Genomic DNA, 21,054 nt, shown 5'->3' with positions numbered 1-21,054 from the left:
GGGTGGAATGCGCGATGGCCGGGCGGAGGGCGGGGCAGCATCCTCACGGTGCCGACCGGCTGTGCGAGGCCGGGGACCGCGTGTACGAGCGGGCGGTACGGCGGGGCCGGGTGCCCCGCACCGAGGCCGAGGCGGTGCCCTGCCTGCTGGAGCTGGCCCTGCTGCACCCGGACCCCGACGACATGGACTGGCTGGTCCCCACCGCCCCGCAGGAGATCCTGACCCGGCTGCTGCGCGGGGTCCACGACGAGGTCAGCGAGAGCCAGCGCCGGGTCGGCTCGGCGCTGGCCGCCTTCGAGTGGTACGCCGGGCTCGGGCAGTTGCAGGCGCTCGCGGCGCCGGCCGGGGGCAGCGCGGTACGGGTGCTGGACGGGCTGTCCCGCATCCAGGCCGCGATGGACGAGGCGACCGAGGCGTGCACCACCGAGGTGCTCACCGTGCAGCCGGGCGGCATCCGGCGGGAGGCCGAGCTGACCGAGGGCCTGCACCGGGCGCTGGCGCTGCGCGGGCGGGGCGTGCGCATGCGGGACCTGTACACGCACGTGGCCCGGCACGGGCAGGGACTGCTCAACTACCTGGAGCTGATGGGCGACACGGTGGAGGCCCGCACCCTGGACGAGGTCATCGACCGGCTCATCCTCTTCGACCGCACCGTGGCCTTCATCCCCGCGAACGCGGACCGCACCATGGCCCTGGAGCTGCGTCATCCGGCGCTGGTGGAGTACCTGGTGACCGTCTTCGAGCGGCTGTGGCGGTTGGCCATCCCGCTCACCGCGCCGCTGCCGGACACCGGGATCGAGGGCATCTCGCACCGTGAGCAGTCCATCGCGGCGCTGCTCGCCGAGGGTCATCAGGACGCGGTGATCGCCGAGCGGCTCGGCATCAGCGTGCGCACCTGCCGCGCGCACATCGCCCGCCTCTCGGAGACCCTGGGCGCGGCGAGCCGTACGCAGCTCGGGGTGCGGATCGCCCAGGCGGGTCTGGACGGCAGCGGCCGGGGCCTGCCGACGGGCGCGCGGGACGCCTCGCTATGAGCCCGGCGTCTCGTCCGCGCGGCGCAGGATCTCCGACTGCCCGGGGAGATGACCCGGTTGGGCCCGGCTGACGCTGCCGAGCGCGGCCGAGAGCTTGGCGATGTGCAGCCGCACGTACGCACGTTCATGCCCAGCCGGCCGGCGAGGGCGGCATCGGTGCGGCCCTCCACCGGGAGGGCGGCGATGGCCCGCTGGCGCGCAGTGGTGCCGCCCGCGGCGGGGCGCGGCGGGTGCCGCGGTCCGATCGGCGTGGCCAGGGGCCAGAACCGGTCGGGCATCGTCGCCAGACGGGCCACGATCGCCGGCCGGCGGATCTCCAGGGCCATGGTGCGCTCGGCGTCGGCGGGGATGAAGGCCACCGTCCGGCCCAGCAGTGCCTGGTCGCGGTCGGAGGTGGCGGCGTCCGGTTCGGGGGCCATCCGGGCGTGGTCCACATGTGGCTGGATCGCCAGGAACTCCTCGCGGACCTCGGCCGTGGCGCCGACCTGGTTGATGCGGTCGATGCCGCTGTGCACCCGGACCACGGGGGCGCTGCCGGGGGCGGTGCCGGGCAGGTCGCGGGCCGCCCGCAGCAGCGGTTCGAGGCTCCGGGCGATATGGGCCTCACGGCGGCGTTCGGCGGCGACGCGTCCGGCGGAGGAGCGCAGCAGCTCCTGTAGGGCCACCGAAGCGGCCACCGGTTCCAGCAGGCGCGTGCCGGTACGGTTCGCGGCCCTGCGCGCACAGCTCCTCGATGCCGTGTTACGGGTGCGGTACCACCGTGGTCACCGGCTACAGGTCCCGGTCCAGCATGCCGGACTGGGCGATGAGGAAACCCAGTTGGGCCCGGCTGCCGCTGCCCAGCGCCTGCGCCAGCTTGGCGATGTGGGCTCGGCAGGTGCGGACGTTCATGCCGAGCCGGCGCGCGATGGCCTCGTCGACGTGCCCCTCGACCAGGAGTTTGGCGATGGAGTGCTGGATCTCGGTGATGCCGTCGGGCGCGGTCTCGTACGGGGCGCCGGCGGTCAGCGGGACGGCGCGGTTCCACATGAACTCGAAGACCTTGATGAGGTAGCGGATGAGTCCGGGGTTGCGCAGTTCGAGGGCGACCTGCTGGTCGTCGCGGGTGGGGATGAAGGCGACCGACTCGTCGCAGATGATGAGCCGTTCGACCAGTTCGTCGATGGTGCGGTACTCCACCTTGCCGCTGGTGAGCTGGGAGACGTAGCCGAGCTGCTTGAGGTTGTAGCGGACGGTGTGCTGGTAGAGGGTGCGGATGTGCACGCCCCGTTCCACCAGGGCGGTGTCGCGCTCCAGGCCCTGGCGTACGTTGCGTTCGGTGAAGTGGTTGCTCGGTTGCACGGTGAGCACCGAGGACCGGCATTCGGTGGTGGCCAGGTCGAGCGCGGCGTTGATGCGGTCGTTGCCCTCCAGGACGGTGATCGAGTCGGTCGCGGAGGCCGTCTGGGTGCTCAGCGCGAGGAACGGCTCGAAGATGTCGGAGAGTTCCACGGCCCAGCGCCGGCGATCTGCTATCTCGCGTTCGAGGGGCGACAGCCGCTGGGCCAGAGCCACGGCCGGGGGCACCGGGCGCAGCCAGTCGGGATCGTCCGGGTCCGGGTGGAGCAGGGCGAACTCCATCAGACACGGGACCGCCGCGACATCGGCACGTGAGACACGCCCGGTACGCAGGGCGTTGGCGTAAAGTCGGCGCCCTTCCTCGCACAGTTCGGTGACCGCATGGGGATGTACCGTATTGTGCCGATTTGAAGTCAAATCTCCACCCCCCAGGGTCCTGAACATGCAGGAACATGATGCACTGATTGTGTGGTCATGATGTGCCTGAATGAGCCATCGTCTTATCCGACGGGGGAAGAAGGGGACCTTCAAGTGAGGACGAAGTCGACCATGGGCAAGAAGATGATTCGCTCGGGGCTGGTCGCCACCTTCTCCGCCGTTGTGGCCCTTGGAGTGCTGAGTGGCCCCTTCGGCGCGAAGAGCGACGTGCGCGCGGACACGAAGTGGCCCTCGGTGGCGACGCTCGACGCGAACAGCGTGGTGCGTGCGGACACCAAGTGGCCCAGCGACACCAAGTGGCCGTCGGTGGCGACGCTCGACGCGAACAGCGTGGTGCCCGCGGACACCAAGTGGCCCTCCGACACCAAGTGGCCGTCGGTGGCGGCTGGCGGCGTGACGAACGCCGTGCCCGCGGACACGAAGTGGCCTTCCGACACCAAGTGGCCGGCGGACACCAAGTGGCCCTCCGACACCAAGTGGCCTTCGGCAGCCGGGAGCTGATGTGACCACGCCTCCCGACGACCGCTCCTTCCGCCGTGAGATGGCCACCGCCTACCGCTCCGGCTGGCACTTCATCGATCTGGTGACCGCGATTCCCCATCCCGGTGACTCGCTGATGGTGACCGTCTTCGGTGAGCCGGTCGTCGTCACGCGCGACGACGAGGAGGACGTCCGGGCCTACCGGTGCCTGCGCAAGCCGCGCGGGGCGCCTCAGCCGGTGCGGTGTGCCATACGGTACGGAATGATCTTCGTGAACCTGGACCAGCGGGATCACCGGCTCACCGAGCCGGTGGAGTCCGACCTGAGAACCATCTCTGCCACCCCCCGCAGTGCCTGACGCGATTCCCCCGTCGTAAAAGATCGCTCAGGCGCTTCCCCCCGCAGCGGCGTCACCGTGACCTGAACACGGTGACGCCGCTGTTGTGCGTGGCGACATATCGGGGATGTCGCGGTATGACCCCGCTGCCACAGTGGCCGAAACCGATCGAACACGGCCGCCGTGGAGACACGCGTCCTCCACATCCCGTTCACCCGCGCCCCAGCGCCCTCTCCAGCGTGATCTCGATCACCACGCGATTCGGGTTCGGCCGGGGCTCGCGCCCGTAGCGCTCGGCGTAGCGGCGCTCCGCCTCCTGGATCCGGACCGGGTCCGCGGACAGACGCGCCCGGCCCTCCAGTGTGGCCCAGCGGCGCCCGTCGACCTGGCAGACGGCCGCGAGGGCGCCGTCCGGTCCCGCGGCGCGGACATGGGCCGCCTTCGCGCTGGCGCCGTCGCAGATCACCCGCGCGAGGCGCGCCCCGGGGTCGTACGTCACCCCGACCGGCACCACGTGCGGGCTGCCGTCCGGGCGGATGGTCGTCAGGGTGCACAGATGCCGCTCGCGCCAGAAGCCGAGGTACGCGTCGTCCGGGGAACCCGGAGCCACGGAGTGGTTCGCCATGCCCGAAAACCTAGCCGCAGGGCGGTGCGCGAGCCGCCTTGAGTGGAATAGACTCAACTTTATGTACGCTGGTTAAGTCAGCAGAGGATGCAGGCCGAGGTACGTCGAGGAGGAGAAGGCACACGTGGACGCCGAGCTGACCAACAAGAGCCGGGACGCGATCAACGCGGCCAGCAACCGGGCCGTGACCGAGGGACACCCGGACCTGACCCCCGCGCATCTGCTGCTGGCACTGCTGGAGGGCGAGGGCCCCGGCCGGGCGAGCGCGAACATCGCCGACCTGCTCGCCGCCGTGGAGGCCGACCAGGCCGCCGTGCGGGCGGGCGCGGAGAAGCTCCTGGCCGCGCTGCCGAGCGTGACCGGCTCCACCGTCGCGCCCCCGCAGCCCAACCGCGATCTGCTGGCCGTGATCGCGGACGCGGGCGAGCGGGCGAAGGACCTCGGCGACGAATACCTGTCGACCGAACACCTGCTCATCGGGATCGCCGCCAAGGGCGGGGCCGCCGGTGAGCTGCTGAGGCGGCAGGGCGCCGAGGCGAAGAAGCTGCTGGAGGCCTTCAAGAAGGCCAGGGGAGGACGCCGCGTGACCACCGCCGACCCGGAGGGCCAGTACAAGGCCCTGGAGAAGTTCGGCACCGACTTCACCGCCGCCGCCCGCGAGGGCCGGCTCGACCCGGTCATCGGGCGGGACCAGGAGATCCGGCGGGTCGTGCAGGTGCTGAGCCGCCGTACGAAGAACAACCCGGTCCTCATCGGCGAGCCGGGCGTCGGCAAGACCGCCGTCGTGGAGGGGCTCGCCCAGCGGATCGTCAAGGGTGACGTGCCCGAGTCGCTGAAGGACAAGCGCCTGGTCGCGCTGGACCTCGGCGCGATGGTCGCCGGTGCCAAGTACCGCGGCGAGTTCGAGGAACGCCTCAAGGCCGTCCTCGCCGAGATCAAGGACTCCGACGGACAGATCATCACCTTCATCGACGAGCTGCACACGGTCGTCGGCGCGGGCGCGGGCGGCGACTCCGCCATGGACGCGGGCAACATGCTCAAGCCCATGCTCGCCCGCGGTGAGCTGCGCATGGTCGGCGCCACCACGCTGGACGAGTACCGGGAGCGGATCGAGAAGGACCCCGCCCTGGAGCGCCGCTTCCAGCAGGTGCTGGTGGCCGAGCCCACGGTCGAGGACACCATCGCGATCCTGCGCGGTCTCAAGGGCCGCTACGAGGCCCACCACAAGGTGCAGATCGCGGACAGCGCGCTGGTCGCCGCGGCCACCCTGTCCGACCGCTACATCACCTCCCGCTTCCTGCCGGACAAGGCCATCGACCTGGTGGACGAGGCGGCCTCCCGGCTGCGCATGGAGATCGACTCCTCGCCGGTCGAGATCGACGAACTCCAGCGCTCCGTCGACCGGTTGAAGATGGAGGAGCTGGCGATCGGCAAGGAGACCGACCCGGCCTCGCTGGCCCGCCTGGAGAAGCTGCGCCGCGATCTCGCCGACCGCGAGGAGGAGTTGCGCGGACTGACCGCCCGCTGGGAGAAGGAGAAGCAGTCCCTCAACCGGGTCGGTGAGCTGAAGGAGAAGCTGGACGACCTGCGCGGGCAGGCCGAACGTGCCCAGCGCGACGGCGACTTCGACAAGGCCGCCAAGCTGCTCTACGGCGAGATCCCGCAGCTGGAGAAGGAACTGGAGGCCGCCTCCGAGGCCGAGGAGGAGGCCGTCGCCGACACCATGGTCAAGGAGGAGGTCGGCGCCGACGACATCGCCGACGTGGTCGCCGCCTGGACAGGCATCCCGGCCGGCCGGCTGCTGGAGGGCGAGACGCAGAAACTGCTGCGCATGGAGGAGGAGCTGGGCAAGCGGCTGATCGGGCAGAGCGAGGCGGTGCGCGCGGTCAGCGACGCGGTACGGCGCTCCCGTGCCGGTGTCGCCGACCCCGACCGGCCCACCGGATCGTTCCTCTTCCTCGGCCCGACCGGCGTCGGCAAGACCGAACTCGCCAAGGCGCTCGCGGACTTCCTCTTCGACGACGAGCGGGCCATGGTCCGCATCGACATGTCGGAGTACGGCGAGAAGCACAGCGTGGCCCGGCTGGTCGGCGCGCCCCCCGGCTACGTCGGCTACGAGGAGGGCGGCCAGCTGACCGAGGCGGTGCGCAGGCGCCCGTACAGCGTGGTGCTCCTGGACGAGGTGGAGAAGGCCCACCCGGAGGTCTTCGACATCCTGCTCCAGGTGCTGGACGACGGCCGCCTGACGGATGGCCAGGGCCGCACCGTCGACTTCCGCAACACCATCCTGGTGCTCACCTCCAACCTGGGCAGCCAGTTCCTGGTCGACCCGCTCAGGAGCGAGGAGGAGAAGAGGGAGCAGGTGCTGGAGGTCGTACGGGCGTCCTTCAAGCCGGAGTTCCTCAACCGCCTGGACGACCTGGTGGTGTTCTCCGCGCTGACCAAGCCCGAGCTGGAGCGGATCGCGGAGCTCCAGATCCAGCGGCTCGGCAGGCGGCTCGCCGAGCGCCGGCTCACCCTGGACGTCACGCCCCAGGCGCTGGCCTGGCTCGCGGAGGAGGGCCTGGACCCGGCGTACGGCGCCCGGCCGCTGCGCCGCCTGGTGCAGACCGCCATCGGCGACCGGCTCGCCCGCGAGATCCTCTCCGGCGAGATCAAGGACGGCGACACGGTCCGCGTCGACCGCGCCGGCGAGGGCCTGCTGGTGGGCCCGGCGACGGGGAAGACGCTGTAGCAGGGGGTGCCCCGGAGGCGGACCGGATCGCCGCCCTCGATCAGGGCCCCTGCCCGAGCCGGCCCGTTCTGAAAGATCGGTGTGTTACGGCCGCTCGGGCTTGCCACCCCCCTCCCCGCATGGGGGAGGATGGCGGGATCCGTACGAAGGGAAAAACACGGTGAGCATCGACCCGTCCTCGATTCCGAACTTCGGGGGCCAGCCCGAGCCGCAGCCCCAGGGACCGGGCGGCCCCGTCCTCCCGGACCAGGACCTCGTGAAGCAGCTCCTGGAGCAGATGGAGCTGAAGTACGTCGTCGACGAGGAAGGCGACCTCGCGGCCCCCTGGGAGCAGTTCCGCACCTACTTCATGTTCCGCGGGGAGGACGAGCACGCGGTCTTCTCGGTGCGGACCTTCTACGACCGGCCGCACCAGATCGAGGACAAGGCCCAGCTCCTCGAGTCGGTCGACGACTGGAACCGCCGCACCCTGTGGCCCAAGGTCTACACGCACACCCACGACGACGGCACGGTCCGCCTCATCGGCGAGGCCCAGATGCTGATCGGCACCGGCGTCGACCTGAACCACTTCGTCTCCTCCACGGTCAGCTGGGTGCGCGCCGCGATCGAGTTCGACAAGTGGCTGGTGGAGCAGCTGGGCCTGGAGCAGGAGGCGGACGGCCCGCAGAAGCCGGAGGACGGCGAGGCCGGCTCCGGCGAGTGACCGGCCCGGACCGCTACAGCGGCGCGCGCCCCAGCACCAGCAGGTACGCGCCGTAGAGGTACGACAGCCCGGCCAGGGCCGCGACCACCACGGCCGCGTGCCAGGGCCGGGCTCGCGCCGTGCGCACCAGCGCGCGGGCCGGCGGCAGCAGCAGCGGGAAGGCCGGCAGCAGGAAGCGCGGCTTGGACTCGAAGATGCCCGAGCCGCCGAGCACGACCAGCAGCAGCACCCCGCTGTAGACCAGCAGCGGCAGCGGCGGCCGGTCGAGCAGCAGCAGCGCGAACAGCACCACGCCCACGGCCACCAGCAGCAGCGCCATGGGGAACACCACCCGGCCGCCGTGCAGCAGCAGGGCGCGTACGAAGCGCAGCGAGCCGCGCCCGAGGTCGAACCGCGAGCCCCAGCGCGCCTGCACGGCGAAGTAGCCGCCCAGCAGATCGCCCCGGCGGTGGCCCACCCACAGCAGGAACCCGGTCCAGCCCAGCGGGGCGAGCGCCGCGCCCGTCCACAGCCTGGGGGAAACCCGGCCGCGCCGCCGCCACACCTCGCCGCCGACCGCGGCCAGCACGGCGGCGGCCACCGCGAACCCGTTCGGGCGGGCCAGCCCCGCGAGCGCCGCGAGGGACCCCGCCCACAGCCAGCGCCCGGTCAGCACCGCGTACAGCGACCAGGCGGCGCACGCGGTGAGCACCGGCTCGGTGTACGCCATGGACAGCACCACCGAGTGCGGCAGCAGCCCCCACAGCAGCACCAGTGCGATCCCCACCGGCCGCCCGTACAGCAGCGTCCCCACCGCGTACAGACCCGCCGCCGCCACCAGCGCCGCCGACCAGGACACCAGCAGCCCGGCCGCGCCCCCGCCGAGCGTGCTCACCTCGCCCACCGCCCGCACCAGCGCCGGGTACAGCGGGAAGAACGCCAGATCGCTGTAGCCGTGCCGGCCCAGGGCGTGGCCGTACCCGTGCGCCGCGATGCCCAGGTACCAGACCGAGTCCCAGGAGCGGCCCAGCAGGGCCAGGACGGGCCGGCCCGCGGCCTCGGCGAGCAGGGCGAGGACGGCGGTGCCGGCGAGCCGCGCGCCGAGGAACAGTCCTACGGCGACGCAGCTCGCCCGCAGCAGACAGGCGCGGGCGCGTTCGCCGGGCGCGGGCTCGGGCGTGGTGACGGGCGGAGCGAGAACGGTGCTGGCGTGGGTCACACCTCCGCACCTTGCAAGGGCCGGGCCCCGGATGCGAGCAGGGCACGGCCAACCGGCGGCGAACCGTCCCTCACATGGCCCGCAACCGCTCCGCCGCCTCGCGCAGCACGTCCGTGCGCTTGCAGAACGCGAACCGCACGAAGGGCGCGCCCGCCTCGCGGTCGTCGTAGAAGACCGCGTTGGGGATGGCCACCACACCGGCGCGTTCGGGCAGGGCGCGGCAGAAGGCGAAGCCGTCCTTCTCGCCGAGGGGGCGGATGTCGGTGGTGACGAAGTAGGTGCCCGCCGGCCGGAACACCCCGAAGCCGGCCGCCGCGAGCCCGGCCGACAGGATGTCCCGGCGCTCTCGCATCGAGCGCCGGACGTCGTCGTAGTAGGACTCGGGCAGGGCGAGGGCCTCGGCCACCGCGTACTGGAAGGGGCCCGAGGCGACGTAGGTGAGGAACTGCTTGGCCGCGCGGACCGCGCTGACCAGGGCGGGCGCGGCCGTCACCCAGCCGACCTTCCAGCCGGTGAAGGAGAACGTCTTGCCGGCCGAGCCGATGGTCACCGTGCGCTCGCGCATCCCCGGGAAGCCCGCCAGGGGGAGGTGCTCGGCGTCGTCGAACACCAGGTGCTCGTAGACCTCGTCCGTCACCACCAGCAGGTCCCGTTCCACCGCCAGCTCGGCGATGGCGGCCAGCTCGGCGCGGGTGAGGACGGTTCCGGTGGGGTTGTGCGGGGTGTTGATCAGCAGCAGCCGGGTCCTGCCGGTGACGGCGGCGCGCAGTTCGTCCAGGTCGAGCCGGAAGCCGCCCTCGTGCGGGCGCAGGGTCACCGGCACCCGGCGACCGCCCGCCAGCGCGATGCTCGCCGCGTAGGAGTCGTAGTACGGCTCCAGGGCCACCACCTCGTCGCCCGGCTCCAGCAGCGCGAGCAGCGCGGCCGCGATGGCCTCGGTGGCGCCCGCCGTCACCAGCACCTCCGTGTCGGGGTCGTACGACAGCCCGTACCGGCGCTGCTGGTGCGCGGCGATCGCGGTGCGCAGCTCGGGGACGCCGGGGCCCGGCGGGTACTGGTTGCCGCGCCCGTCGCGCAGCGCCCGTACGGCGGCCTCCCTTACCTCCTCGGGGCCGTCGGTGTCGGGGAAGCCCTGGCCCAGGTTGATCGACCCGGTGGCGACGGCGAGGGCGGACATCTCCGCGAAGATCGTCGTACCGAACTCGGCGAGCCTGCGATTGAGGAAGGGGCGCGCGGTGGAGGTCATGGCGGCCATCCTGCGCCCAAGCTCTGGAGTTCCTCAACTCCGCTTTGGCGCGCGTCCGGGGCGGGCATCTCCGGGGCACCGCGCGTGGCGCGGGGGAGGAACGAGGCACCCACGGGGGGTGGCTTCGGGGGACCGGAAGAAGGTGGCGCCATGGATCCGTTCGTGATCGGCCTGGTGGGTGTGCTCGTCCTGTTCATCGTCGTCGTGCGGGTGTTCGGCAAGGAGAGCGGCAGGGGCGGGTCGCGGGGCGGGCGCAGGAGCGGGATGGGTGACACCAGCGCCAGTTGGTGGGCCGGGGACCCTGGTTCCTCCGGCGGGCACCACGGGCACCAGGGCGGGCACGGAGGCCACCACGGCGGCCACGGCGGCCACCACGGCGGGCACTCCTGCGGCGGCGGGCACTCCTCGTGCGGCGGTGGCTCGTCCTGCGGCGGGGGTTCCTCGTGCGGTGGCGGGTCGTCCTGCGGCGGGGGTTCCTCGTGCGGCGGCGGGAGCAGCTGAGGCGCGCGGGGCGGACGGCGGCGGGGAGAGGCCGCCGGGACGAGGGATGCGGGCCTCCGCTTCCGCGCCCGGCGTGCGCCGTGGTGGAACAGTTGAGCTGTGAGCCCCCCGAGGGATGGAAAGCCCCCGAAGTTGGGTAAAAACGCTGTGGCGGCCCCTCTGTTCATGATTCCCTCTAAAACGCCAATACAGCCAACGCAGCCCCCAGGACGTCTCGCAGACGCCTCTTACCGGCCGGGCCGGCCGGGCTGACACGGCCATCTCCCCTCATTTGCGTGTTAGCGGAGCCGATCCATGCTCACGACCCTGAACACCAGCTACAGCGATACGCGCGCTGCCGACCTCGCCTGGGCCCTGGGGCGCGAACCGCTTCCGGCCCTGGCCACCCTCGACCTCGAACTGGCCGGCGCCAAGCTCCAGTTGAGGCTGCTCGGCGCCTCGCACCAGGTCCTCCTGGAGGAGGAGCGCGGCCTGTGCTCCGAGACCGTGGCCTGCATCCCCGGCTCCAGCACCCCGCTGCCGCTCGGCGTCGCCAAGCGCGTCGGCGAGTGGGAGTACGAGTTCGCGGCGCGCGTCGAGATGCTCACCCCCGGCTCCTTCGCGGGCCGCGCCCAGGAGTTGCTGGCCCTCGTCTCCGAGCACCCGCACGGACTCGCGGGCGTCTTCCCCGGCAGCCCGCACGCGTTCACCGCGATGCTGGCCCAGCGGCACGAAGACCATGTGCACTGGCGCACCTGGCACGCCTACCCGCAGGATGGCCAGGTCGTCGCCACCCGCACCCGGGTGGGCGCGCGGGCGCGCTGCGGCCGGCCCCGCCAGGACGCCCGCGCCGCGTAACTCCCGGGGCGTCCGCCGCATAAACCCGGATCGGGCCGACGACCCCAGATCCACACCTGTGGGTGACGAGGCGTGCCCGCCGCGTGACGTAACGTCGCAGGGTGATCGAACCGCAGGCCCCCGCGCCCACGGGCCCCCCGCCCTCCCGGACCGGCCCCGCGGTGCTGCCCGTCCGGCCCGGCACCGGGCGGTTCCTGGTCCTCGTGTGCGTCTTCGTCTGCGCGGCCTGCGGACTCGTGTACGAACTCGAACTCGTCGCGTTCGCCTCGTACTTGATCGGCGACTCGGTCACCCAGGCGTCCGTGGTGCTGTCCGTGATGGTGTTCGCGATGGGCATCGGCTCGCTCGGCGCCAAGCGGCTGCGCCGGCACACCGCCGTCGGCTTCGGCGCGGTCGAGACGCTGCTCGCCCTGGTCGGCGGGTGCAGCGCGATGGCCCTGTACGCCGTGTTCGCCTGGACCGGCGGCTGGGGCGGGCTGTGGGCCGAGGGACCGCGCTGCCTGCTGGTCGCCTTCTCGCTCGCCATCGGCCTGCTCATCGGCGCCGAGGTCCCGCTGCTGATGGAGCTGATCCAGCGCATCCGCCGGCAGGACGCGCCCGCCGCCGTGGCCGACCTGTTCGCCGCGGACTACGTCGGCGCCCTCGTCGGCGGACTCGCCTTCCCCTTCGTACTCCTGCCGTTCTTCGGCCAGTTGACCGGCGCGCTGCTCACCGGCACGGTCAACGTGGTGGCGGGCGGCGCCCTCGTCCTCGGACTGTTCCGGCGCGACCTGACCCGCCGCGCCCGCTGGACCCTGCTCGTCGTCGGCTGCGCCGTCCTCGGCGTCCTCGCCTCCGCCGCCGCCCTCTCCGCCGACTTCGAACGCGCCGCGCGCCGGGCGGTGTACGGCGCGGACGTGCGGGTCGCCGTGCAGACCGGGGTGCAGGAGGTCGTCCTCGCGGGCGGCACCGGCGGCCGCCCCCTCGACCTCTACCTCGACGGCCGGCTGCGCGTCGGCGGCCGGGACGCCCGCCGCTACCACGAGGCCCTGGTCCACCCCGCCCTCACCGGAGCGCACGCCCGCGTGCTGATCCTCGGCGGCGGCGACGGACTCGCCGCGCGCGAGGTGCTGCGCCACCGGGGGGTGCGCCGCGTCGACATCGTCGAACTCGACCCGGAACTCGCCCGGTTGGCCCGCCGCGACCCCGGCCTCGCCGCCGCCAACGGCCATGTCTACGCCGACCCCCGCGTCCGCCTCACCACCGCCGACGCCCTCAACTGGCTGCGCACCGCGCCCGCCGCCTCGTACGACGTCGTGATCGCGGACCTCCCCGACCCCGGCATCACCGCCAGCACCAAGCTGTACTCCGAGGAGTTCTACGGCCTCACCCGCCGCGTGCTCGCCCCCGGCGGGCGGCTCGTCGTGCACGCCGGGTCCGTCACCACGCGCCCCCGTGTCTTCTGGACGGTCGCCGCGACCCTGCGCGCCGCCGGGTTCGCCGCCACCCCCTACCGGGTGTCCGGCCAGGACCCCGGCTTCCCGGCGGGCCCCGACCGCTCGGCGGGCGCGCCCGAGGCCCCGCACGACTGGGGCTTCCTGCTCGCCGCCCCCGGCCGCGCCGCCCCGCCGCTGCGCCTGGACCCGGCGGTGCCCGCGGGCACCCTCACCCCGGCCGCCCTCGCGGCGGACCGGCGGGCGGCCGAGCGGACCCGGACCGGCGGGATGCCGGCCTCCACCCTGATCCACCCGCGGTACTGAGCGGGGCGCCCGCGCGGGTTCCGCCGTTCCGCCGAGGGTACGATCCGCCCGCTGCTGGGTAGGCTCAGCCGACATGGAGCACCAGGTCTTCGTCCCGGTCCCGGCCGACCGCCTCGCCACGGCACTCGCCGACCCCGCGCGCGTCGCACAGGCCGTCCCCGGACTCCAGCAGGACGCCGGCGCCCCACCCGTCGCCGGCCGCCTCAAACTGCGCGTCGGCGGACACTCCGTCACCTACCGGGGAACCGCACGGGTGCGCGCCCAGCAGGACGGCACCTACACCGTCGAGGGGGACGCCACCGAGGCCCGCGGCACCGGCGCGGTCAAGCTCGCCCTCACCCTGCGCCTCGCGGCCGCCGAGGGCGGTACGACGGTCACGGTCGAGGGCGGCGCGGACGCGTCCGGCCGCCTCGCGGAGCTTCCCGCGGAGGCGGTCCGCGCGGCGGCGGCCCGGCTGCTGAGCCGGTTCCTGGAGGGGCTGGGGGAGCGGGAGGACGGGGCGCGGGAGCCGGGGGAGGCGCCGGAGGCCGGGCACGCGTCCGTTTTCGACACCGAGATCCCGCCATCCTCGCTCGACCCCGACGCGGACGACGAGGAGGACGGCGAAGAGGGCGACGAGGAGGATGGCGAAGAGGGCGAGGAGGAGGATGGCGAAGAGGGCGAGGAGGACGCGCGGCAGGCGGCCGGGGACGTGGAGCGCCCCGCGGACGACTTCGCCGACGCCGGGCTGCCGCCCGCCGAGGCGGCCCACGCCCGCCGCACGATGATCGGCCGCAGCGCGGAGGAGGTCGACCACGCCCCGCCGCGCGGCCGCTACGCCCCGGTACCGGCCCCGCAGACCGTTTCGGCGAACCAGGCACTCAAGTGGGCGGCGCCGGCCGCGGCGTTGGCGGTGGCGTCGGCGATCGTGGTGGGCCGGGCCCTTCGCAAGCGCCGTTGAGAGCGGCTGCCTTGTGCGGATCTCGTCGTGGCCGGTCGCCCAGCTCCCCGCGCTCCTTCGGGGCGCGATCACCAGTACTGTCTTCCCGTGAGTAACGACGACATCACGCTGACCGCGGGCGACGCGGAGGTGATCGTGCGGCCCGGCAGCGGCGGCCGCATCGGTGGACTGAGGATCGGCGGCACGGAACTGCTGCGGCAGGGCGACCGCTTCGGCTGCTTCCCCATGGTCCCCTGGGCCGGCCGCATCCGTGACGGCCGTTTCCTGGACGGCGGCATCGTCCGGCAGATGCCCCTCAACTCCCCGCCGCACGCCATCCACGGCACGGCCCGCGACGGCGCCTGGCGCACCGCGCGCGTCACGGAGAACGAGGCGGTGATCACGTACGAGCTGACCGACCCCTGGCCGCACTCCGGCCGCGTCACCCAGGTCGTCGCGCTCGCCGGGGACAGCCTGACGCTGACGATGTCCGTGGAGACGTACGACGACTCGTTCCCGGCGCAGATCGGCTGGCACCCCTGGTTCCACCGCACCCTCGACGGCGTGGACCTCTCCCTGGACTTCGAACCCGCCTGGCAGGAGGAGCGCGGCGCCGACCACCTGCCCACCGGCAACCGCGTCGACCCGAAGCCGGGCCCCTGGGACGACTGCTTCGGGATGCCCGGCGGCGTGGACGTCACGCTCACCTGGCCGGAGCGGCTGGAGCTGAAGGTGGCCAGCCGTGAGGAGTGGGTGGTGGTGTACGACGAGCAGGCCGAGGCGGTCTGCGTGGAGCCCCAGACCGGGCCGCCGAACGGGCTGAACACCTGCCCGCGCCTGGTCACGCCCCTGGAGCCGCTGGAGGCGACCACCACCTGGAGCTGGCGGCGCCTTTAAGCTGGGCGGCATGAGCGACGTGCGTAGCGAGCTGCTTCAGCAGATCAAGGACAAGGCCGTGGTGCACGGCAAGGTGACCCTCTCCTCGGGTCTGGAGGCCGACTACTACGTCGACCTGCGCCGCATCACCCTGGACGGCGAGGCCGCTCCGCTGGTCGGCCAGGTGCTGCTGGACCTCACCGCGGACCTGGAGTTCGACGCGGTGGGCGGGCTCACCATGGGTGCCGACCCGGTCGCCGCCGCCATGCTGCACGCCGCCGCCGCGCGCGGGCGCCGGCTGGACGCCTTCGTGGTCCGCAAGGCGGCCAAGGCGCACGGGTTGCAGCGCAGGGTCGAGGGCCCGGAGATCAAGGGCCGCCGGGTCCTGGTGGTCGAGGACACCTCCACCACCGGCGGTTCCCCGCTGACCGCCGTCGAGGCGGTGCGCGAGGCCGGTGCCGAGGTCGTCGCCGTCGCGACCATCGTGGACCGGGCGACCGGCGCCGCCGAGAAGATCGAGGCCGGCGCGGGGGTTCCGTACCGTTTCGCCTTCTCGAAGGGTGAACTGGGTCTGGACTGACACGACCGTGTGACCTGGACTTGGGGGGCGTCGTGCGTCACCCCCCGTCTGGAAAGATGGGGGGCCGACGACGACGTCACCCACCAGGTCTAGGTCAGGGCCGTACGCAGAACCCACCCGCAACACAAGGAGCGGACAGATGCCCATCGCAACCCCCGAGGTCTACGCCGAGATGCTCGACCGGGCGAAGGCAGGCAAGTTCGCCTACCCGGCCATCAACGTCACCTCCAGCCAGACCCTGCACGCGGCGCTGCGCGGCTTCGCGGAGGCGGAGAGCGACGGCATCGTCCAGATCTCGACCGGTGGCGCCGAGTTCCTCGGCGGCCAGTACAGCAAGGACATGGTGACCGGCGCGGTCGCGCTCGCCGAGTTCGCGCACATCGTCGCGGAGAAGTACCCGGTCAACATCGCGCTGCACACCGACCACTGCCCGAAGGACAAGCTCGACGGGTACGTCCGTCCGCTCATCGCGCTGTCCAAGAAGCGCGTGGACGCCGGTCTCAGCCCGCTCTTCCAGTCGCACATGTGGGACGGCTCCGCCGAGACCCTCGCCGACAACCTGGAGATCGCGCAGGAGCTGCTGGAGCAGGCCCGCGCCGCCCGGATCATCCTGGAGGTGGAGATCACCCCGACCGGCGGCGAGGAGGACGGCGTCTCGCACGAGATCAACGACTCCCTGTACACCACGGTCGAGGACGCGATCCGTACGGCGGAGGCGCTCGGCCTCGGCGAGAAGGGCCGCTACCTGCTGGCCGCGTCCTTCGGCAATGTGCACGGCGTGTACAAGCCGGGCAACGTCGTGCTCCGCCCCGAGCTGCTGAAGGAGCTCAACGAGGGCGTGGCCGCGCGGTTCGGCAAGGAGTCCCCGTTCGACTTCGTCTTCCACGGCGGCTCCGGCTCCAGCGAGGAGGAGATCCGCACGGCGCTGGAGAACGGCGTGGTGAAGATGAACCTGGACACCGACACCCAGTACGCCTTCACCCGCCCCGTCGCCGGTCACATGTTCGCCAACTACGACGGCGTCCTGAAGGTGGACGGCGAGGTCGGCAACAAGAAGGCCTACGACCCGCGCACCTGGGGCAAGCTGGCCGAGGCGGGCATGGCCGCGCGCGTCGTGGAGGCCACGCAGCACCTGCGCTCCGCGGGCAACAAGATCAAGTAACTGAGCGCCCGTAGGTTTCGTACCTCGCGTACGGCGGGTCCGGCGGTCGTCAGCACGGCGCCGCCGGGTCCGCCGTATCGCTGTCGTCAGGCGTACCGCCGTACCTCACCGGTTATATCTCGGACATGCCCGACGTCCGGATCGGCTCGTCCCGCGGTACCTGGATCCTGCTCACCACGGTGCTCGGCTCCAGCATGGCCATGCTGGACTCGACCGTCGTCAATGTGGCGCTGCCCCGCATCGGCCGCGATCTGGACGCGAGCCTCGGCGCCCTGCAGTGGACCGTCAACGCGTACATGGTCACGCTGGCCGGGCTGATCCTGCTCGGCGGCTCCCTCGGCGACCGCTACGGACGGCGCCGGATCTTCGTGCTCGGGGTGGTCTGGTTCGCCACCGCCTCCCTGCTGTGCGGCATCGCGCCGAACTCCGTGCTGCTGATCGTGGCGCGCGCCCTCCAGGGCGTCGGCGGGGCGCTGCTCACCCCCGGCTCGCTCGCGCTGATCCAGGCGTCCTTCCACCCGGACGACCGCAGCCGCGCCGTCGGCCTGTGGTCCGGGTTCGGCGGGATCGGCGCCGCGGTCGGCCCCTTCCTGGGCGGCTGGCTGGTCTCCGGGCCCGGCTGGCGCTGGGTCTTCCTGCTCAATGTGCCGCTCGCCCTGCTGTGCGTGCCCGTCGCCCTGCGGCATGTGCCGGAGTCCGCCGACGAGGGCGCCCACGGCCGTTTCGACGTCCTCGGCGCGGTACTGGGCGCGCTGGCGCTGGCGCTGCTGACGTACGCGCTCATCGAGGCGCGTGGGGGTACGGCCGCGGTGGTGGTGAGCGCGGTGCTGGGCCTCGCCGCGGCGGCCGCGTTCGTGTACGTCGAACGGCACCGGCCCGATCCGATGCTGCCGCCGGACGTCTTCGCCTCACGGCAGTTCACCGCGGTCAACCTGGTCACGCTGTGCGTGTACGCGGCCTTCGGCGGCTTCTTCTTCCTCACCGCGCTCCAGTTGCAGGTGGCGGTCGGCTGGTCGCCGCTGGTCGCGGGGACGGCGCTGCTGCCGACCACCATCCTGATGCTGCTGTTCTCCTCCGCGTCCGGCGCGCTGTCCGACCGCACCGGCCCCCGGCTGCCGCTCACCGTGGGGCCACTGCTGTGCGCGGTCGCGATGCTGCTGATGCTGCGCGTCGGGCCGGGGGCGGGCTATCTCACCGACGTGCTGCCCGCGCTGCTGGTCATGGGCGCCGGCATGGTCACCCTCGTCGCCCCGCTCACCGCCACGGTCCTCGCCTCCGTCGACACCGCCCGCGCGGGCGTGGCCAGCGGCATCAACAACGCGGCGGCGCGGGCGGCGGGCCTGGTGGCGGTGGCGGCGCTGCCGCTGCTGGCCGGGATGGGGGCGGACGCGTACCGCTCCGCGTCGGCCTTCGACGCCTCCTTCGACCGGGCGATGCCGATCTGCGCGGGCGTCTTGGTGCTGGGCGCGATCCTCGCGTTCTTCCTGGTCACGGGCCGTCCGACAGCGGGATGCCAGCACCCGGAGCGGCATACGCACTGCTCGCTCGCGGCGCCTCCGCTGGAGGGCGAGCGGAGCGGCTCGCAGCCGTCCCCCGGCAGTGGTTCGCAGCCGTCCCCCGGAAGCGGTTCGTAGCCGTCCCGTACGGGGCTGCGCCGGTCGTGGACGCGCGTACGCGAGACTGAACCCATGACCATTCACGAGAACCTGCTCGGCGGGCCGCCCCCGACCCACCTTCCCGATGACCCGGAACCCCGTGAGCAGCTGGCGGGCGGCGCCGCGCCGGCGGACGTCGCCGCGCAGCACCCCACCTCCTCCCTCGCGTGGGCGCAGCTCGCCGACGACGCCTTCGAGCGCGGCTCCGTCGTAGAGTCGTACGCCTACGCCCGTACGGGCTACCACCGCGGGCTCGACGCGCTGCGCCGCAGCGGCTGGAAGGGGCACGGCCCCGTCCCCTGGGAGCACGAGCCCAACCGCGGCTTCCTGCGCGCCCTGCACGCCCTCGCCCGCGCCGCCCAGGCCATCGGCGAGCAGGAGGAGTACGAGCGCTGCTCCCAGTTCCTGAAGGACTCCTCGCCCACCGCGGCCTCGACCCTCGGCTGACGCGCGCGCGTCACCTGTGTGGCCCGTCTGGCAACAGGCGGGCCTTGCCGTAGCGGGGGTGATTGCGGAGGATGCGAGTGGGGACCGGGGCCCCCGTGCCGGCATCGGCAGGGGCGGACCGCTACCCGGAGCAACAACAGGAGACAGCGATGTCCCAACAGGCTCACCCCCACGAGGCCGCTGAGCCCGAGACCCCGCATCTCGATTTCGCGGGCACGACGCCGTACGAGGACTACGTCCGCGCGGACGTGCTCACGCACCTCCAGCACCCCCTCTCCGAGGACCCCGGCGAGATGGTCTTCCTGGTCACCACGCAGGTGATGGAGCTGTGGTTCACGGTGCTGGTGCACGAGTGGGAGACCGCCGCCAAGGCGCTGCGCTCGGACGACGTGCCCACCGCGATCGCCGCGCTGAAGCGCTCGGTGCGCGAGCTGGAGGCCCTGAACGCCTCCTGGACCCCGCTCGCCGGTCTCACCCCCGCCCAGTTCAACTCCTACCGCGCCGCCCTCGGCGAGGGTTCCGGCTTCCAGTCCGCGATGTACCGGCGCCTGGAGTTCCTGCTCGGCGAGAAGTCCGCGTCCATGCTCGTCCCGCACCGCGGCGTCCCCCGCGCCCACGCGGAACTGGAGAAGGCACTGCACGAACCCAGCCTCTACGACGAGGTGCTGCGGCTGCTGGCCCGCCGGGGCCACCCGGTCCCGGACGAGGTTCTCGACCGCGACGTCTCCCAGCGCCATGAGCCTTTCGCGGCCGTCGAACAGGTCTGGGCGGACATCTACTCCGGTGACCAGGACGGCGAACTCGTCCGGCTGGGCGAGGCGTTGACCGACGTGGCCGAGCTGGTGTGGCGCTGGCGCAACGACCACCTGGTCGCCACCCGCCGCGCGATGGGCTCCAAGACCGGCACCGGTGGCTCCGCCGGGGTGGCCTGGCTGGAGAAGCGGGCCCGAAAGAACGTGTTCCCCGAGCTGTGGACGGCCAGGTCTTATGTCTGAACTCACCTTGCGGGCGAAGGAGTTGGACGCGGCGGACGCGCTGGCTCCGGTGCGGTCCCGCTTCGTCCTCGACGACGTCGTCTACCTCGACGGCAACTCGCTGGGCGCGCTGCCCGCGCACGTCCCGGACCGGGTCGCGGACGTCGTGCGCCGCCAGTGGGGCGAGCTGCGGATCCGCTCCTGGGAGGAGAGCGGCTGGTGGACCGCGCCCGAGCGGATCGGCGACCGGATCGCCCCGCTCATCGGGGCGGCGCCGGGGCAGGTCGTGGTCGGCGACTCCACCAGCGTCAACGTGTTCAAGGCGGTGGTGGCCGCGGCCCGGATGGCGGGAGAGGAGCGCACCGAGATCCTGGTGGACGCCACCACGTTCCCCACGGACGGCTACATCGCGGCGTCGGCGGCCCGGCTGACCGGCCGTACCCTGTGCGCGGTGACGCCCGCCGAGGTGCCGGACGCGCTCGGGCCGCGTACGGCGGCGGTGCTGCTCAACCACGTCGACTACCGCACCGGCCGGCTGCACGATCTGCCGCGGCTCACGGCCGCGGTGCACGCGGCGGGCGCCCTCGCGGTGTGGGACCTGTGCCACAGCGCGGGCGCGCTGCCGGTGGGACTGGACGAGCACGGCGTCGATCTCGCGGTCGGCTGCACCTACAAGTACCTGAACGGCGGGCCCGGTTCACCGGCGTTCCTGTACGTCCGCCGCGGGCTCCAGCCCCGCTTCGACTCCCCGCTGCCCGGCTGGAACTCCCACGCGGAGCCCTTCGGGATGCGGCCGTCGTACGACCCGGCGCCGGGCGCGGTGCGCGGCCGGGTCGGTACGCCGGACATCCTCTCCATGCTGCCCCTGGAGGCGGCGCTGGAGGTCTGGGAGGGCGTGGACATCGGCGCGGTCCGCGCGAAGTCGCTCGCGCTGACGGACTTCTTCCTCTCCTGCGTGGCGGAGTACGCCGGGGACCGGGTCGAGTCCGTGACGCCGGCCGCCCACGCCGAGCGCGGCAGCCAGGTCTCCCTGCGCTGCGAGAACGCCGGTGACGTCATGAAGCGGCTGATCGAGGCGGGTGTCGTGGGCGACTTCCGCCCGCCGGACGTGCTGCGCTTCGGCTTCACCCCGCTGTACACGAGCTTCGCGGAGGCGGAGCGGGCGGCGCGGGTGCTCGGGGCGGTCCTGAAGGGGTGACACCCCGCCGTCCCCGTCCGCCGGCCGCGGCCG

General features: G+C 72.8%; 20 protein-coding genes. 16 read left to right on the top strand and 4 right to left on the bottom strand.

Annotated features, from left to right (window positions below; translation table 11 throughout):
- The first annotated feature begins 14 nt into the window (after positions 1 to 14).
- A complete protein-coding gene (locus ACE4Q9_RS15795) occupies positions 15 to 1,034 on the top strand; it encodes a LuxR C-terminal-related transcriptional regulator (protein WP_397984870.1) in 1,020 nt (339 codons plus the stop codon).
- A 771-nt stretch (positions 1,035 to 1,805) separates the two neighbouring features.
- Here ACE4Q9_RS15795 and ACE4Q9_RS15790 read toward each other — a convergent pair.
- On the bottom strand, positions 1,806 to 2,816 hold the full coding sequence (locus ACE4Q9_RS15790) for a helix-turn-helix transcriptional regulator (RefSeq protein ID WP_397984869.1): 1,011 nt from the start codon (positions 2,814 to 2,816) through the stop codon (positions 1,806 to 1,808).
- A 105-nt stretch (positions 2,817 to 2,921) separates the two neighbouring features.
- Between ACE4Q9_RS15790 and ACE4Q9_RS15785 the strand changes: the two genes are divergently transcribed.
- On the top strand, positions 2,922 to 3,311 hold the full coding sequence (locus ACE4Q9_RS15785) for a hypothetical protein (RefSeq protein ID WP_397984868.1): 390 nt from the start codon (positions 2,922 to 2,924) through the stop codon (positions 3,309 to 3,311).
- Between the two features lies 1 nt (position 3,312).
- The gene (locus ACE4Q9_RS15780; protein ID WP_085565785.1) at positions 3,313 to 3,648 is read left to right on the top strand and encodes a hypothetical protein; all 336 of its coding nucleotides are present in this window, start codon (positions 3,313 to 3,315) and stop codon (positions 3,646 to 3,648) included.
- Positions 3,649 to 3,838: 190 nt separating this feature from the next.
- Here the strand turns inward: ACE4Q9_RS15780 and ACE4Q9_RS15775 are convergent, their stop codons facing one another.
- Positions 3,839 to 4,252, bottom strand: coding sequence for a pyridoxamine 5'-phosphate oxidase family protein (locus tag ACE4Q9_RS15775; RefSeq protein WP_397984867.1), 414 nt, complete (start codon positions 4,250 to 4,252; stop codon positions 3,839 to 3,841).
- A gap of 124 nt (positions 4,253 to 4,376) precedes the next feature.
- On the opposite strand from ACE4Q9_RS15775, the gene clpB reads away from it, so the two are divergent.
- Together clpB and ACE4Q9_RS15765 are read left to right on the top strand one after the other, a co-directional pair.
- Positions 4,377 to 6,986 carry an ATP-dependent chaperone ClpB gene (gene clpB / locus ACE4Q9_RS15770; RefSeq protein WP_397984866.1) on the top strand — a complete coding sequence of 870 codons (2,610 nt, stop codon included), beginning with the start codon at positions 4,377 to 4,379 and terminating at the stop codon, positions 6,984 to 6,986.
- 160 nt (positions 6,987 to 7,146) lie between these two features.
- Positions 7,147 to 7,689: a YbjN domain-containing protein gene (locus ACE4Q9_RS15765; RefSeq protein ID WP_397984865.1), complete on the top strand. Its 543-nt coding sequence runs from the start codon at positions 7,147 to 7,149 to the stop codon at positions 7,687 to 7,689.
- A 13-nt stretch (positions 7,690 to 7,702) separates the two neighbouring features.
- On the opposite strand, the gene ACE4Q9_RS15760 is transcribed toward ACE4Q9_RS15765, so the two are convergent.
- Together ACE4Q9_RS15760 and ACE4Q9_RS15755 are read right to left on the bottom strand one after the other, a co-directional pair.
- On the bottom strand, positions 7,703 to 8,887 hold the full coding sequence (locus tag ACE4Q9_RS15760) for a hypothetical protein (protein ID WP_397984864.1): 1,185 nt from the start codon (positions 8,885 to 8,887) through the stop codon (positions 7,703 to 7,705).
- 70 nt (positions 8,888 to 8,957) lie between these two features.
- Complete coding sequence (locus ACE4Q9_RS15755) at positions 8,958 to 10,142, bottom strand: pyridoxal phosphate-dependent aminotransferase (protein ID WP_397984863.1); 1,185 nt, start codon at positions 10,140 to 10,142, stop codon at positions 8,958 to 8,960.
- 141 nt (positions 10,143 to 10,283) lie between these two features.
- Here ACE4Q9_RS15755 and ACE4Q9_RS15750 point away from each other — a divergent pair, with 141 nt between their 5' ends.
- The 11 genes from ACE4Q9_RS15750 (at position 10,284) to kynU (ending at position 21,021) form a co-directional block, all read left to right on the top strand.
- Entirely contained in the window at positions 10,284 to 10,634 is a 351-nt protein-coding gene (locus ACE4Q9_RS15750) for a hypothetical protein (protein WP_397984862.1), read from the top strand.
- Positions 10,635 to 10,928: 294 nt separating this feature from the next.
- Positions 10,929 to 11,471: a DUF2617 family protein gene (locus ACE4Q9_RS15745; RefSeq protein ID WP_397984861.1), complete on the top strand. Its 543-nt coding sequence runs from the start codon at positions 10,929 to 10,931 to the stop codon at positions 11,469 to 11,471.
- Positions 11,472 to 11,572: 101 nt separating this feature from the next.
- A complete protein-coding gene (locus ACE4Q9_RS15740; protein ID WP_397984860.1) occupies positions 11,573 to 13,210 on the top strand; it encodes a polyamine aminopropyltransferase in 1,638 nt (545 codons plus the stop codon).
- Between the two features lie 73 nt (positions 13,211 to 13,283).
- Positions 13,284 to 14,150, top strand: a complete 867-nt coding sequence (locus tag ACE4Q9_RS15735) for an SRPBCC family protein (protein WP_397984859.1) — start codon at positions 13,284 to 13,286, stop codon at positions 14,148 to 14,150.
- Between the two features lie 87 nt (positions 14,151 to 14,237).
- Positions 14,238 to 15,026, top strand: a complete 789-nt coding sequence (locus tag ACE4Q9_RS15730) for an aldose 1-epimerase (protein ID WP_397984858.1) — start codon at positions 14,238 to 14,240, stop codon at positions 15,024 to 15,026.
- Between the two features lie 10 nt (positions 15,027 to 15,036).
- Positions 15,037 to 15,585 carry an orotate phosphoribosyltransferase gene (pyrE, locus tag ACE4Q9_RS15725; RefSeq protein WP_397984857.1) on the top strand — a complete coding sequence of 183 codons (549 nt, stop codon included), beginning with the start codon at positions 15,037 to 15,039 and terminating at the stop codon, positions 15,583 to 15,585.
- Positions 15,586 to 15,724: 139 nt separating this feature from the next.
- Complete coding sequence (fbaA, locus tag ACE4Q9_RS15720) at positions 15,725 to 16,747, top strand: class II fructose-bisphosphate aldolase (protein ID WP_397984856.1); 1,023 nt, start codon at positions 15,725 to 15,727, stop codon at positions 16,745 to 16,747.
- Positions 16,748 to 16,872: 125 nt separating this feature from the next.
- A complete protein-coding gene (locus tag ACE4Q9_RS15715) occupies positions 16,873 to 18,381 on the top strand; it encodes an MFS transporter (RefSeq protein ID WP_397984855.1) in 1,509 nt (502 codons plus the stop codon).
- Between the two features lie 54 nt (positions 18,382 to 18,435).
- Positions 18,436 to 18,849, top strand: coding sequence for a DUF3151 domain-containing protein (locus tag ACE4Q9_RS15710; RefSeq protein ID WP_397984854.1), 414 nt, complete (start codon positions 18,436 to 18,438; stop codon positions 18,847 to 18,849).
- 149 nt (positions 18,850 to 18,998) lie between these two features.
- A complete protein-coding gene (locus tag ACE4Q9_RS15705; protein WP_397984853.1) occupies positions 18,999 to 19,844 on the top strand; it encodes a tryptophan 2,3-dioxygenase family protein in 846 nt (281 codons plus the stop codon).
- On the top strand, positions 19,837 to 21,021 hold the full coding sequence (gene kynU / locus ACE4Q9_RS15700) for a kynureninase (protein WP_397984852.1): 1,185 nt from the start codon (positions 19,837 to 19,839) through the stop codon (positions 21,019 to 21,021). The genes ACE4Q9_RS15705 and kynU overlap by 8 nt, the downstream gene beginning before the upstream one ends.
- Positions 21,022 to 21,054: the final 33 nt, after the last annotated feature.

The organism is Streptomyces sp. AM6-12, from assembly GCF_044327085.1.
Lineage (GTDB): Bacteria > Actinomycetota > Actinomycetes > Streptomycetales > Streptomycetaceae > Streptomyces.
Note: the sequence above shows the minus strand (reverse complement) of the source record. Positions and strands in the feature narration are given on the sequence as shown.

Coding starts and splice junctions, on each gene's coding strand:
- ACE4Q9_RS15750 (WP_397984862.1), top strand. CDS start 10,284: ATGGATCCGTTCGTGATCGGCCTGGTGGGTGTGCTCGTCCTGTTCATC.
- ACE4Q9_RS15710 (WP_397984854.1), top strand. CDS start 18,436: ATGACCATTCACGAGAACCTGCTCGGCGGGCCGCCCCCGACCCACCTT.
- ACE4Q9_RS15795 (WP_397984870.1), top strand. CDS start 15: ATGGCCGGGCGGAGGGCGGGGCAGCATCCTCACGGTGCCGACCGGCTG.
- pyrE (WP_397984857.1), top strand. CDS start 15,037: ATGAGCGACGTGCGTAGCGAGCTGCTTCAGCAGATCAAGGACAAGGCC.
- fbaA (WP_397984856.1), top strand. CDS start 15,725: ATGCCCATCGCAACCCCCGAGGTCTACGCCGAGATGCTCGACCGGGCG.
- ACE4Q9_RS15790 (WP_397984869.1), bottom strand. CDS start 2,816: ATGTTCAGGACCCTGGGGGGTGGAGATTTGACTTCAAATCGGCACAAT.
- ACE4Q9_RS15755 (WP_397984863.1), bottom strand. CDS start 10,142: ATGGCCGCCATGACCTCCACCGCGCGCCCCTTCCTCAATCGCAGGCTC.
- ACE4Q9_RS15705 (WP_397984853.1), top strand. CDS start 18,999: ATGTCCCAACAGGCTCACCCCCACGAGGCCGCTGAGCCCGAGACCCCG.
- kynU (WP_397984852.1), top strand. CDS start 19,837: ATGTCTGAACTCACCTTGCGGGCGAAGGAGTTGGACGCGGCGGACGCG.
- ACE4Q9_RS15745 (WP_397984861.1), top strand. CDS start 10,929: ATGCTCACGACCCTGAACACCAGCTACAGCGATACGCGCGCTGCCGAC.
- ACE4Q9_RS15735 (WP_397984859.1), top strand. CDS start 13,284: ATGGAGCACCAGGTCTTCGTCCCGGTCCCGGCCGACCGCCTCGCCACG.
- ACE4Q9_RS15785 (WP_397984868.1), top strand. CDS start 2,922: ATGGGCAAGAAGATGATTCGCTCGGGGCTGGTCGCCACCTTCTCCGCC.
- ACE4Q9_RS15715 (WP_397984855.1), top strand. CDS start 16,873: ATGCCCGACGTCCGGATCGGCTCGTCCCGCGGTACCTGGATCCTGCTC.
- ACE4Q9_RS15775 (WP_397984867.1), bottom strand. CDS start 4,252: ATGGCGAACCACTCCGTGGCTCCGGGTTCCCCGGACGACGCGTACCTC.